Annotated in this window: 12 protein-coding genes; 9 read left to right on the forward strand and 3 right to left on the reverse strand. The window is 63.0% G+C overall.

Features of this window, described 5'->3' with window-relative positions:
* Positions 1–3: 3 nt before the first annotated feature.
* On the reverse strand, positions 4–738 hold the full coding sequence (sfsA, locus tag ACWHXT_RS15425) for a DNA/RNA nuclease SfsA (protein WP_447956468.1): 735 nt from the start codon (positions 736–738) through the stop codon (positions 4–6).
* Positions 735–1,895, reverse strand: a complete 1,161-nt coding sequence (locus tag ACWHXT_RS15430; protein WP_447956469.1) for an aminotransferase class I/II-fold pyridoxal phosphate-dependent enzyme — start codon at positions 1,893–1,895, stop codon at positions 735–737. The genes sfsA and ACWHXT_RS15430 overlap by 4 nt, the downstream gene beginning before the upstream one ends.
* 183 nt (positions 1,896–2,078) lie before the next feature.
* Between ACWHXT_RS15430 and dksA the strand changes: the two genes are divergently transcribed.
* The 5 genes from dksA to ACWHXT_RS15455 all read left to right on the forward strand — a co-directional run bounded on the left by dksA (position 2,079) and on the right by ACWHXT_RS15455 (position 7,990).
* A complete protein-coding gene (dksA, locus tag ACWHXT_RS15435) occupies positions 2,079–2,516 on the forward strand; it encodes an RNA polymerase-binding protein DksA (RefSeq protein ID WP_447927177.1) in 438 nt (145 codons plus the stop codon).
* A gap of 92 nt (positions 2,517–2,608) precedes the next feature.
* Positions 2,609–3,508, forward strand: coding sequence for a tRNA glutamyl-Q(34) synthetase GluQRS (gluQRS, locus tag ACWHXT_RS15440; protein ID WP_447956470.1), 900 nt, complete (start codon positions 2,609–2,611; stop codon positions 3,506–3,508).
* A gap of 1 nt (position 3,509) precedes the next feature.
* On the forward strand, positions 3,510–3,686 hold the full coding sequence (locus ACWHXT_RS15445; protein WP_447530068.1) for a hypothetical protein: 177 nt from the start codon (positions 3,510–3,512) through the stop codon (positions 3,684–3,686).
* Positions 3,676–6,621: an ATP-binding protein gene (locus ACWHXT_RS15450; RefSeq protein WP_447956471.1), complete on the forward strand. Its 2,946-nt coding sequence runs from the start codon at positions 3,676–3,678 to the stop codon at positions 6,619–6,621. The genes ACWHXT_RS15445 and ACWHXT_RS15450 overlap by 11 nt, the downstream gene beginning before the upstream one ends.
* The gene (locus tag ACWHXT_RS15455) at positions 6,599–7,990 is read left to right on the forward strand and encodes a sigma-54-dependent transcriptional regulator (protein WP_447956472.1); all 1,392 of its coding nucleotides are present in this window, start codon (positions 6,599–6,601) and stop codon (positions 7,988–7,990) included. Before ACWHXT_RS15450 ends, ACWHXT_RS15455 begins: the two co-directional genes overlap by 23 nt.
* A 175-nt stretch (positions 7,991–8,165) precedes the next feature.
* Here ACWHXT_RS15455 and ACWHXT_RS15460 read toward each other — a convergent pair whose 3' ends face one another.
* Complete coding sequence (locus ACWHXT_RS15460) at positions 8,166–8,780, reverse strand: hypothetical protein (protein WP_447956473.1); 615 nt, start codon at positions 8,778–8,780, stop codon at positions 8,166–8,168.
* Between the two features lie 66 nt (positions 8,781–8,846).
* Between ACWHXT_RS15460 and pcnB the strand changes: the two genes are divergently transcribed.
* The 4 genes from pcnB (at position 8,847) to ACWHXT_RS15480 (ending at position 12,959) form a co-directional block, all read left to right on the forward strand.
* Complete coding sequence (gene pcnB / locus ACWHXT_RS15465; RefSeq protein WP_447927182.1) at positions 8,847–10,232, forward strand: polynucleotide adenylyltransferase PcnB; 1,386 nt, start codon at positions 8,847–8,849, stop codon at positions 10,230–10,232.
* Positions 10,233–10,244: 12 nt separating this feature from the next.
* A complete protein-coding gene (gene folK / locus ACWHXT_RS15470; protein ID WP_447956474.1) occupies positions 10,245–10,742 on the forward strand; it encodes a 2-amino-4-hydroxy-6-hydroxymethyldihydropteridine diphosphokinase in 498 nt (165 codons plus the stop codon).
* Between the two features lie 62 nt (positions 10,743–10,804).
* On the forward strand, positions 10,805–11,668 hold the full coding sequence (gene panC, locus ACWHXT_RS15475; RefSeq protein ID WP_447956475.1) for a pantoate--beta-alanine ligase: 864 nt from the start codon (positions 10,805–10,807) through the stop codon (positions 11,666–11,668).
* Positions 11,669–11,780: 112 nt separating this feature from the next.
* Entirely contained in the window at positions 11,781–12,959 is a 1,179-nt protein-coding gene (locus ACWHXT_RS15480; protein ID WP_447956476.1) for an acetyl-CoA C-acetyltransferase, read from the forward strand.
* The last annotated feature ends 1 nt before the right edge of the window (position 12,960 follow it).

Genomic DNA, 12,960 nt, shown 5'->3' on the forward strand with positions numbered 1-12,960 from the left:
TGCTCAAAGGCGGACCGTCAGGGCGCGCTCGATGCCGATACTGATCGGCGCGCCCGCCTCCCAGCCCACCCCGATACCGTAGGCCAGCACTTCCACCCCCTGGGCCACCGCGGCTTCAAGGCCCGCGGCGTAGGCCGGGTCGATGTGGCTGGCCGGGCCGACATCGAAAATGCCCTCGCGGGCGCCGCAGAATACCAGCACCGCCCGCTCGCCCTGGCGCGCCAACGCCTCGAGCGCCTGCAAATGTTTGAGACCCCGCGTGCTGACTGAGGCGGGGAAGTAGCCGTGGCCGTCGTCTTCCATCAGCGTGACCTGCTTGACCTCGATATAGGCGCGGCGCTGGCTTTCGTCATCCTCGAGCAGAAAGTCGAGCCGCGACCCTTCCACCGTGACCTCGCGGCGAAGCCGGGCATAGCCGGCCAGCGCTTCGAGCTTGCCCGCCGCAAGGGCCGTTTCGACGATGCGGTTGGCGCGCCCGGTATGAATGGAGGCGAGCTCCACCTGGCCAGCCAGGCCGGGCAGTTCGATCAGCTCCCAGGTCCAGGCGAGCTTGCGTTTGGGGTTGTCGCTTTGGGAGAGCCACACCCGACACCCCGGCACGTTGACGCTTTTCATCGAGCCGGTATTGGGGCAGTGCGCGATGACCTCGCGGCCGTCATCGAGGCGCACATCGGCCAAAAAGCGTTTGTAGCGGCGCAGCAGTATGCCCGGCACCAGGGCGCTTTCGTAGGTGATCATAGCCGGCTGACAAAGCGCGCCAGGCGCACCAGTGCCTCGTGCAGGCGAGCCACGTCACTGGTGAAGGCGATACGTACGAAATGCTCGCCACCGTGTACCGCGAAATCGACGCCTGGCGTGATGGCTACGTTTTCTTCGACCAGCAGCCGCTCGCAAAACGCCTGGCTGTCACGGCTGTAGCGCGAGATATCCAGCCAGACGTAGAACGCCCCCTGGGGCGCAACGTCCGGCGCCAGCCCAAGATCGAAAAGGCCATCGAGCAGCACCTGACGGCGCTCTTTCAGGGTCACCCGGCGGCTTTCGAGCTCTGCAAGGCACTCCGGCGTGAAGGCGGCCAGTGCCGCGTGCTGGGAGGGCGTGGCCGCGGCGAGAAAAACGTTCTGGGCAAGTCGCGTCAAGGGTTCCACCGCGCGCTCCGGCGCCACCAGCCAACCCAGGCGCCAACCGGTCATGCCGAAGTACTTCGAGAAGCTGTTGACCACGAAGGCCTCCTTCGAGAGCGCGGTGGTGGAAAGCGGCGCGTCGTCGAAGTTGAGCCCCTGATAGATTTCATCGACCAAAAGCTCGCCGCCCCGGGCCGCCACGGCTTCGCACACGCCGGCAAGCCCGGCGCGGCTCAAGGTATGCCCGGTCGGGTTGGAGGGAGAGGCGAGCATGGCAAGGCGCGTGGCCGGCTGCCAGTGCTTCTCGATCAAGGTGGCGTCGAGCTGCCAGCCGGTTTCACGCCCCACCGGCACTGCGTCGACCTCGGCGCCGGCCAGCGCCATGAAGTGGCGATTGCAGGGGTAGTTGGGGTCGGCCATCAGCACCCGGTCGCCTTCGCTTACCAGTAGTTGGCTTGCCAGCAAAAGCGCCCCGGAGGCGCCGGGGGTGACGATAATGCGCGCGGGGTCGACCTCGGCGCCAAAGTGATCGAAGTAGTGGCCGCTGATCGCCTCACGAAGCGCAGGAAGGCCCGCCGCTGGCGTGTAGCGGGTCTTGCCATCGGCGAGCGCTCGTTGGCCGGCGGCGATGATCGGCGCCGGCGTTGCGAAGTCCGGCTCGCCCACCTCCAAATGAATGACGTCAAAGCCCTGGGCTTCGCGCGCCTGGGCCATTTCCAACAGGTGCATCACGCGAAAAGGGGCCACCTGGTCAAGGCGTGGATTCCAACCCATTCAAACTCCTTGTTCGTTCGATCGTTTGATTTTATTCGGCCCCGGGCGGCAATTAGACTAACGTCTTAGGCACCCTATAATACTTGCATAGCGGCCAATTTTCCGCTAAACAAGCATCCCTTTGACGTGAAATCGTGGCGTTGTCACGGTCGATCAGCAGTCACTTGAGTAAGGGGCACTCCCATGTCAGTAGCGGAACAGAAACCGGAAGCGTCCACATCCTTCACCCCGTACGAGCCGGCACCGGGTGAAGAGTACATGAACGCCAAGCAGCTTGCGCACTTTCGCCAGCTACTCCTCAATTGGAAGCAGGACCTCATGGAAGAGGTGGACCGCACCGTGCGCCACCTTCAAGAAGACGCCAATAACTACGCCGACCCCGCCGACCGGGCAACCCAGGAAGAGGGCTTCAGCCTGGAACTGCGTACCCGGGACCGCGAGCGCAAGCTTTTAAAGAAGATCAACGAAACCATCGAGAACATCGATGAAGACGACTATGGCTTCTGCGAAGCGTGCGGCGTCGAAATCGGTATTCGTCGTTTGGAAGCGCGCCCCACCGCCACGCTTTGCGTGGACTGCAAAACCCTGGCCGAGCTGAAAGAAAAACAGCTGGGCGGATAATCACGCCGGGGCTCTACCCCCTCTAATCGGGCACCGCGAGTGCCCGTTTTTGTGTCTTGCCGAGCGTTTCCACCTGGCTCATGATGGGCTTTATGACCAACACCGTACGCTATCGGGGCCGCTTTGCGCCCACGCCTTCCGGTCCGCTGCATTTTGGCTCGCTAGTGGCCGCCCTCGGCAGCTACCTGGACGCCCGCGCCCAAAAGGGCGAGTGGCACGTGCGGATCGAAGACCTCGACCCCCCGCGCTGTCCACAAGGCACCGACACCACCATTTTGCGCCAGCTCGAAGCCTTTGGGCTTCACTGGGACGGCGACGTCGTCTGGCAAAGTAGCCGGCTCGCGCGCTACCAGCACGCTCTGGATAACCTCGCCGAGCAAGGCCTTGCCTATCCCTGCAGCTGTTCGCGCAAGCAGTGGCAGGACTACTCGATCTACCCCGGCTGGTGCCGCCAGGGTGTGAGCGACCCGGGCAAGCCCGTCGCCTGGCGGCTGCGCAGCGATATCGCCAAGCGCCCCGTTCGCTGGCACGACCGCTTATTCGGCGAGCAGTGTTTCGACCCGGCCGCACTTGGCGACGTCGTATTGAAGCGCAAGGATCACCTTTGGGCGTACCAGCTCGCCGTGGTGGTGGACGACTTCGAGCAGGGCATGACCGATATCGTGCGCGGCCACGACCTACTCGACAACACCCCCTGGCAGGGCCAACTGCAAACCGCGCTTGGCTACCCGGCCCCACGCTACCTGCACTTACCGCTGGTGATGAGCGCGGCGGGACAAAAGCTCTCCAAACAGAACCTGGCGCCAGCGCTGGCGGATGAACCCGATGCCGTTCGCCGCCAGCTTTACCAGGCACTGGTCGCGCTGGACCAGGCCCCGCCGAGCGCGCTTCAAAGCGCCCCGCCCGATCAGCAGCTTACCTGGGCCATCGCCCACTGGCAGCCGGCGCGGCTGGTGCCCAACGTCGAGCGGCCCATGCCGGAAGAGCGCTGATATGTACGTCTACCGTATTCTGCTTTTTCTGGTGTTCGGCGGTTACCTGCTTTCGCCGGTGTTGATGGGCGGCTGGAGCGAGCCGGGGACGGTGTGGTATCGCCCGTTTTTGATCTGGGGCGGGCTGATCGCGCTGACCCTCTGGCTCGAGCAAAAAAGGAAGCTGGATGAGCGTTGAACTAGTCGGCGTCATCGCCCTGGGGCTTGGCTATTTTGGCCTGCTACTGGGCGCCGGCGTAGCGGTCGAGCGGGGGCTCATTCCGGTACGCCTGACTCGCCACCCGCTGGTCTACACGCTGGCGCTGGGCATCTATGCCAGCGCCTGGGCGGTGTACGCCAGCCTCGAGCTTGCCGCCGAGGCGGGCTTTGGCTACCTGGCCTACTACCTGGGCGCGGCCGGGGCGTTTTTGCTCGCGCCGGTGCTGCTGGTGCCCATTCAGCGCATCACCCGCACCTACCAGCTCTCTTCGCTTGCCGATTTGTTCGCGTTTCGCTTTCGCTCGCGCTGGGTGGGCACCCTGGTCACCCTGTTAAGCCTTTTGGCGGTGCTGCCGCTTTTGGGTATTCAGGTCAAAACCCTGAGCGATGCGGTCTTTCACTTGACCCATAGCCGCTACAGCGACGTCGCGACGCTGCTTTTTTGCGCCATCATCGCGCTGGGCGCCATTCTTTGCGGCGCCCGCCACCGCCATCAGCATCGCCACGACACGCTTTTGAGCATGCTCGCCCTCGAGGCGCTCATCAAACTGTTGGCGATGCTTGCGCTTGGCGCCATCGCCCTTTGGTGGGTGTTCAGCGGCCCCCAGGATTTGCAGCAATGGCTCGACGGCCCCGGGCTCGTTGCCCAGGCGGCTACGCCCAGGCTGGACCCCGCCCAGTGGCGTACGCTGCTGCTGCTGTTTTTCGCCGCCGCTTTCATGATGCCGCATCTTTTTCAAATCACCTTTGCCGAGAATCTCTCGCGGCATACGCTCTTACAGGCGAGCTGGACGCTGCCGCTGTTCTTGCTGCTGATGGCGCTTCCCATCCCGCTGATCTGGTGGGCGGCGCAGTCGCTGGGGGGCGACCTTTCATTGACCGCCTACGCCGCCTATCAGCTCTCCACCCATTGGTGGGTCGGGGCGCTGGCCTTTTTGGCGGGCCTGGCCGCGGCCAGCGGCACCATGGCGGTGATGGCCATTGCGCTATCGGGCATGGTGCTCAACCACGTGGTGCTGGTCGCCCGCCCGCCGGAGGCGCGCAGTAATCTTTACGGTTGGCTTTTATGGCTACGCCGCGCGCTGGTCGTGGCCGTCGTGGCCAGCGGCTGGCTGTTTGCCGAAGGCATCAGCCGCCACCACACCCTCACAGACCTGGGGCTCGCCGCCTTTGTCGGCATCGCCCAGTGCTTACCGGGAATGCTCGCGCTTCTTTACTGGCCCGGCGCCAACCGTAACGGCATGGTGGCCGGTCTTATCGGCGGCGCGCTGATATGGCTTTGGGGGCTTTGGCTGCCGCTGTTGCTCTCCACCTCGCTGCCTAGCCTTCCGTTCGTCGACATGATGCCCCCGGGCGCCCCGGACTGGTACACCACTACGCTGATATCGCTTTCGGTCAATATCGTGCTGTTGATCGTCATCTCGCTTTTCACCCGCACCTCGGAAGGCGAACAGAGCGCCGCGGAGGCGTGCTCGGTCGATGCGGTGATCCGCTCCAAGCGCCTGCCGCTGGAAGCCGCCACCCCGGCGGATTTTCACACCCACCTGGCCCAGGCGCTGGGCGACGAGGCCGCCGAACGCGAAGTGGCCCGGGCAATGAAAGCGCTCAACCTGGGCCCCGAGGAGCGCCGGCCCTACGCGCTGCGCCGGCTGCGCGACCGGCTCCAGGCGAACCTTTCCGGGCTAATGGGCCCCTCTGTTGCCCGCGACATCGTCGACCGCTACCTACCCTATCGCCACGACGACGCGCCGGTGACCGACGATATCCACTTCGTGGAGAGCCGCCTTGAGGCCTATCGCTCCCGGCTCACCGGCCTTGCCCGGGAGCTCGACGGGCTGCGCCGCCACCACCGCCAGACCCTGGCTTACCTTCCGGTCGGGCTTTGCGTACTGGGTGATGACGACGAGCTGACCATGTGGAACCAGGCGCTTTCCGAGCTATCCGGCATTAGCGGCGAGAGTGTGATCGGCGCGCACCGCGACAGCCTCCCCGCGCCTTGGCCCGAGCTATTAAAAAGCGCGCAGCACACGCCAGGCGGCCCGCTTTACAAGCAACCGGCGTGCCTGCACGGCAGGGACTACTTCCTGACCCTGCACCAGGCCGCGCTGAGCGGGCTCGATAGCCGCGGCGGTAGCGTGATCCTGGTCGAGGACCACAGCGAGATGAAGTGGCTCGAAGAGGAGCTGGTGCACGCCGCGCGTCTGGCCTCGATCGGCCAACTGGCCGCCGGGGTCGCCCACGAGATCGGCAACCCGATCACGGGGATTTCATCGCTTGCCCAAAACCTGCGTTTCGATACCAGCGACCCGGCATTGCTGGAAACCGCCGATCACATCCAGGAGCTGACCCAGCGGGTGACTAAAATCGTCAATTCGCTGGTGGGCTTTGCCCACGGCGGGCGCCAGTCATTGCCGCCCCCGGCAGAGCGCGTCGTGCTCCGCCATATCAGCGACGACGCGCTACACTTGATCCACCTGGCCCGGTCGGGCGAGGATGTTAGCTTTGACAACGCCTGCCCGGCGCAACTCACTGTTCAGGGCGACGCCCAGCGCTTGACCCAGGTAATGGTGAACCTGCTGGGCAACGCGCGCGACGCCTGCCAGGGGCCGGGCGAGGTTTTGATCGACGCCGGCGAGCAGGCCGGGCAGGCCTGGTGGCGCGTCACGGATAACGGCGAAGGTATCGCGGAAAGCGTGAAGGATCACCTGTTCGAGCCCTTCACCACCACCAAGGCACCGGGAGAAGGCACCGGGCTTGGGCTTTCGGTGGCGTACCAGATTATCAACGAGCACCAGGGCCGAATCGAGTGCGCCTCGCCCCCGAGCGGACAATCGTGCGGTACCGCCATTACGCTTTGGCTGCCGCTTTACCAACAGGATGATCGACCCCTAAATGGCCAGGATACTGATTGTTGAAGATGAAGCGATTATTCGCAGCGCCCTCAAGCGCCTGCTCGAACGCAGCCACTATGAGGTCGTCGAGGCGGCCAGCGTCGAGGAGACGGCAACGCTGGCGCTTGCCGAGTTCGATCTCATCATCAGCGACCTGCGCCTGCCGGGCGAGCCGGGCACCGCGCTGATCGAAGCCGCCGCCCCGGCGCCGGTGCTGGTCATGACCAGCTACGCCAGCATGCGCTCGGCGATCGAGGCATTGAAGCTTGGCGCAGTGGACTACGTCGCCAAACCCTTCGATCACGACGAGCTGCTGGAAACCGTCGAGGGCATTTTGCACAAGCGCGCCATGGCGGCCGGCAGCGCCCCGGCAATTACCGACGAGGGCGGCACCCGCCAAATCATGATCGGCGACTGCGCCGCCATGCAGCAGGTGTACACCCGGATTCGTAAAACCGCTCCGGCGGATGTCAGCGTGCTGATCCAGGGCGAGTCCGGCACCGGCAAGGAGCTGGTGGCGCGGGCGCTTCATCAGCAGAGCAAGCGCGCGGCGGCCCCGCTTATTTGCGTCAACTGCGCGGCGATCCCGGAAACGCTGATCGAGTCCGAGCTTTTCGGCCACGAAAAAGGCGCCTTCACCGGCGCAAGCGCTGCTCGCACCGGGCTGGTAGAAGCCGCCGACGGCGGTACGCTGTTTCTCGACGAGATCGGCGAACTTCCGCTGGATGCCCAGGCAAGGCTTCTGCGCGTGCTGCAAGAAGGCGAAATCCGCAAGATCGGCTCCGTGGAAACCCGTCACGTGAACGTCCGCCTGATTACCGCGACCCACCGGGACCTGCGCGCGCTTTCCAAAAGCGGTGAGTTCCGCCTGGATCTTTATTATCGCCTCAACGTCATGCAGATCGCCCTGCCGCCGCTTCGCGAGCGTGACGAGGACGTTTTGAAAATCGCCGACATCCTGCTGGAGAAAGCCTGCCAGCGCCACGACCGGCCAGGTCTTCGCCTTTCGCGCGCCGCGCGTCAGGATGTGCAGGACTACCCCTGGCCTGGCAACGTGCGCGAGCTCGAAAACGCGCTCGAGCGCGGCGTGATTCTCGCCGAGGGCCACCTGATCCACCCTGACGACTTAGGGCTGGGGCCGGTGCCTCACCGCCCGGCGCCCAGTGCGACGTCCGAAGCGAAAGAGTCGTTCGAAGACGAAGAGGATCTGTCGCTGGAGGATTACTTTCAGCATTTCGTGCTCGAGCACCAGGATCAGATGAGCGAAACCGAGCTTGCACAAAAATTGGGCATTAGCCGTAAAAACCTCTGGGAACGGCGCCAGCGGCTAGGTATTCCGCGTAAAAAGACCGCCAAGCGCCCAGGAGCGGGGGGCGATACCTCCACGCCTTGATGCCACGCACCGCGCCCTACGACTAACGTCTAATATCCTGATTTCAATAAAAAATATTTAAAAAAGCGGGCATTTGGGCTGTTACCTTCCCACACACAACACGTTTAAAAACGCTGTTTCGAAGGTAACACTTGGTGCGCGACGCCCGCTCAAAAAATACTCAAATACTACAAGTTCATGAAATGACGTTTCTTTTTAACAAGTGGCACGCCAAGTGCAGTATTACTGGGTAAGAAAAACAAATCGGGTAGCGGTTAAACAACAACAATAACAAGTCATACCGCCCAGACCTCGCCAAAACAAAAACAACAGGGCGGGGGCAAGATAAGCGACCAATAACAACAAACGGCTGATGTCTTGCAAATTGCTGGCGCTTGAAAGCAGGCGCATCCATAAAAACAATCGAAAGCAACCACCCGAAAAAGGACGCGACGTACACCCTCAAAGCGGCCAACAATAATAAACGCTTTGCGATGTACCCCCCGGACCCAATAACAATTCGCCGGGAGAGAAGAGTTCGCGGTTGGATTATTGTTTTGAATACGAGGCGGTCGGAGCAGAGTGAGTAACGCTTTACTGACTGCGGTGCGTATTCAGGGCGATGTGCCATCATGAAGAAAAACAGCAGCACGGATGCTGATTGACCCAATTGACAGGGGAGGCCCTTTTGGCCTCCCCTTTCCGCATCTGGCCGCGGGGGATTGACGCCTTTATGAACGTCGTTTTTTAAACGTTTTGTACAATCCTCGTCTGAATGCTTTGCAAGGCGTTGGGCGTCGGCTACACTCATCGACTTATCATTTATCAAACCCTTTGTTAAATAACCTACGTTTTAACTGCGAGTCGATGTCGTCGCATGTTTAGAGGACTTACCCGTTTTTTACCTGGTTCGGGAGAGCAATTGAAAAACCTGCTCGATTCCCAAGAAAACCCTACAGAGGCCTTAACGCCTCACGTTATCCCCCGCTCCGAGCACCCTGTTTCTCGTCAGCAGATCAGCGACGCCGCCTTGAAAGTACTTTATCGATTGGACGGTGCAGGCTTTGGTGCCTATCTGGTCGGTGGCTGCATTCGTGATGCGCTCCTTGGTCAAACACCCAAGGATTTCGACGTGGCGACCAACGCCACGCCGGATCAGGTGCGCGAGCTGTTTCGCAACTCGCGATTGATCGGGCGGCGCTTTCGTATCGTTCACGTCCGCTTTGGGCGCGAAGTCATCGAGGTAACGACCTTCCGAGGCAAGCCCCAGGACGAACACGGCGATCATATCGCTCAGCAATCCGACGATGGGCTTCTACTGCGCGATAACGTTTGGGGCAGCATCGAAGAGGACGCGCTGCGCCGTGACTTCACCGTCAACGCGCTTTACTACAGCATCGCCGACTTCTCGATTCATGACTTCGCCGGCGGCATCGGCGATATCAACGCACGCACGCTGCGCCTGATCGGCGACCCGGCGACCCGTTATCGGGAAGACCCGGTGCGTATGCTGCGCGCGGTGCGCTTTGCCGCCAAGCTGGGCTTCGAGATCGCTCCGGAAACCGAAGCGCCGATGTACGAGCTGGCGCCGCTTTTGCTGCAAATTCCGCCGGCGCGCCTATTCGACGAAGCGCTCAAGCTCTTCATGTCCGGTCAGGGGCTTTTGACCTTCCGTCTTTTGAGCCACTACGGGCTGTTCGGCATGCTCTTCCCCGAAGCCGAGGAAGCCATGGCCGACGCCGCTTGGGTCGAGGAGCTGATCGAGCAGGCGCTAATGAATACCGACAAGCGCATCGCCAACGACCGCCCGGTGACCCCGGCGTTCTTGTTCGCCGCGTTTTTGTGGGGGCCGGTTTCGCTACGCCTGGCAGAGCTCGAAGGCGAAGGCATGCCCGCGGTACCCGCGCTGCAAACCGCCGCCCAGGACGTAGTGATGCGCCAGCTTCAACATATCTCGATCCCCAAGCGCTTTGGTATGCCGATGCGCGAGATCTGGGAGCTTCAGGCACGCCTGCCCATGCGTCGCGGCAAGCGCGCGTTTCAAAGCCGCGAACACCCGCGCTTTCGCGCCGCTTTCGACCTGTTGCTACTGCGCGAGCAAGCCGGTGAAATACCCCGCGGGCTTGGCGAGTGGTGGGAAGCGTTCCAGCAGGGCGACGAGCACGAACAGCGCCGCCTGCTGCAAAAGGTGGGCGGCGACCCGGCAAGCCAGGGCGACCGGCGGCGTAAAAAGCGCCGTAAGCCGACGCGCAAAAGCGATTAGCGAGCCAGCGCCATGATCTCATCGCTTGCCTATATCGGCATTGGCAGCAATATCGAAGAGCCGCTGGCCCAGGTACGCCGGGCGATAGTCGAGCTGGGCGAGCTGCCGCTGACCAGGGTCAGCGGCGTCTCCTCGCTTTACGCCAGCCGCCCGGTGGGCCCCCAGGACCAGCCGGATTTCGTCAACGCCGTCGTCGCCCTCGATACCGCGCTTTCACCGCTGGCGCTTCTGGATCAGCTCCAAGGCCTGGAGCAGCGCCACCGCCGCCGCCGTTTGCGCCACTGGGGCCCACGCACCCTGGATCTCGATATCCTGCTCTTCGACGAGCAGCGCATCGAGCAGCCCCGCTTAAGCGTTCCCCACCCGCACATGCACGAGCGCGCTTTCGTACTGATGCCGCTTACCGAGCTCGATGCTGCGATTACCCTGCACGATCAGCCCGCCCGCCACTGGCTGGAGCGCATCGAAAACCCCGGCATTCAGCGACTGGTCGAAGACGGCCCGGGTTAACGACCCACGGGGCTCGACGTCGCCCGCGCCATTTTTGTCTTACCCCTGCCAGGCCAACCATAATGCGCACGCTGCACGACATCGCCGACCTTCGATCGACGCTCAACGACGACCGCCGAACCGGGAAACGTATCGCGCTGGTACCCACCATGGGCAACCTGCACGCCGGGCACATGGCGCTGGTGGAAACCGCGCGCCAGCACGCGGATATCGTAGTGGCGAGCCTTTTCGTCAACCCGATGCAGTTTGGCCCGGGTGAAGACCTGGACGCCTACCCGCGCACCCTAAAAGAGGACCAGGCAAAGCTTGCCGAGGCCGGCTGCGATTTTCTATTCGCCCCCACCGCCGCCGCGCTCTACCCGGGCGGCCTGGATGCTCAGACGCGGGTGCAGGTGCCGGTGGTTTCCGAAGGGCTTTGCGGCGCCACCCGCCCCGGTCACTTCGACGGCGTGGCCACCGTGGTGACGATGCTGTTCAACCTGGTGCAGCCGGACATCGCGCTGTTCGGCGAGAAGGATTACCAGCAACTGGCGGTGATCCGAAAATTCGTCGCGGACCTGCACATGCCCATCGAGATCATCGGTGTCGCGACACAGCGCGCCGAGAACGGCCTGGCGCTTTCATCGCGTAATGGCTACTTGAGTGACGAGCAGCGCGCCGCCGCGCCCAGGCTTTACCAGGCCCTGCAAGCAGCGAAAGCGGCGCTGGAAAACGGCGAGCCCGCCCCGCTCGTGCTCGACCAGGCGATCGCGGCCCTGGGGGCTGCGGGCTTTACACCGGACTACGTAGAGCTAAAAAGCGCAGCGCTTGGCCCGGTAACGCCCACCACCTCGGCGGCGGTACTACTAGCGGCGGCAAAGCTCGGCCCAACGCGCCTGATCGATAACGTGGCCGTCACCCTGCAAAGGCGCGCCCCACGAGGGTGAACCAAAAGCGTATTGTCGCGACGCACGACTTTCCCCTATGCTGATTGAACACGCTTGAATTCAATACGCTCGCTCACAGGCTTACGGCCTTATTCATTTCGGGAGTTCTGTCATGCAAGAAGTGGTCATCGTCGCCGCACGGCGCACCGCGGTCGGTAGCTTCGGCGGCTCGCTCGCGGGCATTCCCGCCAGCGAACTCGGCTCGCTGGTCATCAAGGACATTCTCTCATCCACCGGCGTCTCGCCGGATCAGGTCAACGAAGTGCTGCTCGGCCAGGTGCTGACTGCGGGGGTGGGCCAAAACCCGGCTCGCCAGGCGTCCATCAATGCGGGTCTTCCGGACTCGGTGCCGGCCATGACCATCAATAAGGTATGCGGCTCCGGCCTCAAAGCGGTGCATTTGGCCACGCAAGCCATCCTGTGCGGCGATGCCGATCTGATCATTGCCGGTGGCCAGGAGAACATGTCCGCCTCGCCTCACGTGCTGCCCAACTCGCGCAACGGCCAACGCATGGGCGACTGGAAAGCGATCGATACCATGGTCCACGACGGCCTGTGGGACGCGTTCAACGATTTCCATATGGGCATTACCGCCGAGAACCTGGCCGAGAAGTACGGCATCACCCGCGAGCAAATGGACGAGTTCGCCGCCCAGTCGCAGCAGAACGCCTCCAACGCCATCAAGGAAGGCAAGTTCAAAAGCCAGATCGTGCCGGTCGAGATCCCCCAGCGCAAGGGCGACCCGGTGGTGTTCGATACCGACGAAAACCCGCGGGAAGTCACTGCGGAAAAACTGGGTGGCATGAAGCCGGCGTTCAAGAAAGACGGCACCGTCACCGCGGGCAACGCTTCCTCTCTCAACGACGGCGCCGCCGTGGTGATGGTCTGCTCGGCGGAGAAAGCCAAGGAGCTGGGCCTCGAGCCGCTCGCGCGCATCAAGGCCTACGCCAACGCCGGCGTGGACCCGGCGATCATGGGTATCGGGCCAGCGCCGTCGACAAGGCGGTGCCTTGAGAAAGCCGGCTGGAGCCTCGAGGATTTGGATCTCGTCGAGGCGAACGAAGCCTTTGCCGCCCAGGCGATGTCGGTCAACAAGGAGCTGGGCTGGGACGTGTCCAAAGTGAACGTCAACGGCGGTGCGATTGCGCTGGGCCACCCGATCGGCGCCTCGGGCTGTCGCGTACTGGTCTCGCTGATTCACGAAATGATCGCCCGGGATGCCAAAAAAGGCCTTGCCACGCTGTGTATCGGCGGCGGTCAGGGTGTGGCGCTGGCCATCGAGCGGCCGTAAC

It is taken from the genome of Vreelandella halophytica (assembly GCF_968193635.1).

Bases quoted from the DNA above. Each gene is read 5' to 3' on its own strand.
- sfsA (WP_447956468.1), bottom strand. From the start codon at position 738: ATGATCACCTACGAAAGCGCCCTGGTGCCGGGCATACTGCTGCGCCGC.
- ACWHXT_RS15430 (WP_447956469.1), bottom strand. From the start codon at position 1,895: ATGGGTTGGAATCCACGCCTTGACCAGGTGGCCCCTTTTCGCGTGATG.
- dksA (WP_447927177.1), top strand. From the start codon at position 2,079: ATGTCAGTAGCGGAACAGAAACCGGAAGCGTCCACATCCTTCACCCCG.
- gluQRS (WP_447956470.1), top strand. From the start codon at position 2,609: ATGACCAACACCGTACGCTATCGGGGCCGCTTTGCGCCCACGCCTTCC.
- ACWHXT_RS15445 (WP_447530068.1), top strand. From the start codon at position 3,510: ATGTACGTCTACCGTATTCTGCTTTTTCTGGTGTTCGGCGGTTACCTG.
- ACWHXT_RS15450 (WP_447956471.1), top strand. From the start codon at position 3,676: ATGAGCGTTGAACTAGTCGGCGTCATCGCCCTGGGGCTTGGCTATTTT.
- ACWHXT_RS15455 (WP_447956472.1), top strand. From the start codon at position 6,599: ATGGCCAGGATACTGATTGTTGAAGATGAAGCGATTATTCGCAGCGCC.
- ACWHXT_RS15460 (WP_447956473.1), bottom strand. From the start codon at position 8,780: ATGAGTGTAGCCGACGCCCAACGCCTTGCAAAGCATTCAGACGAGGAT.
- pcnB (WP_447927182.1), top strand. From the start codon at position 8,847: ATGTTTAGAGGACTTACCCGTTTTTTACCTGGTTCGGGAGAGCAATTG.
- folK (WP_447956474.1), top strand. From the start codon at position 10,245: ATGATCTCATCGCTTGCCTATATCGGCATTGGCAGCAATATCGAAGAG.
- panC (WP_447956475.1), top strand. From the start codon at position 10,805: ATGCGCACGCTGCACGACATCGCCGACCTTCGATCGACGCTCAACGAC.
- ACWHXT_RS15480 (WP_447956476.1), top strand. From the start codon at position 11,781: ATGCAAGAAGTGGTCATCGTCGCCGCACGGCGCACCGCGGTCGGTAGC.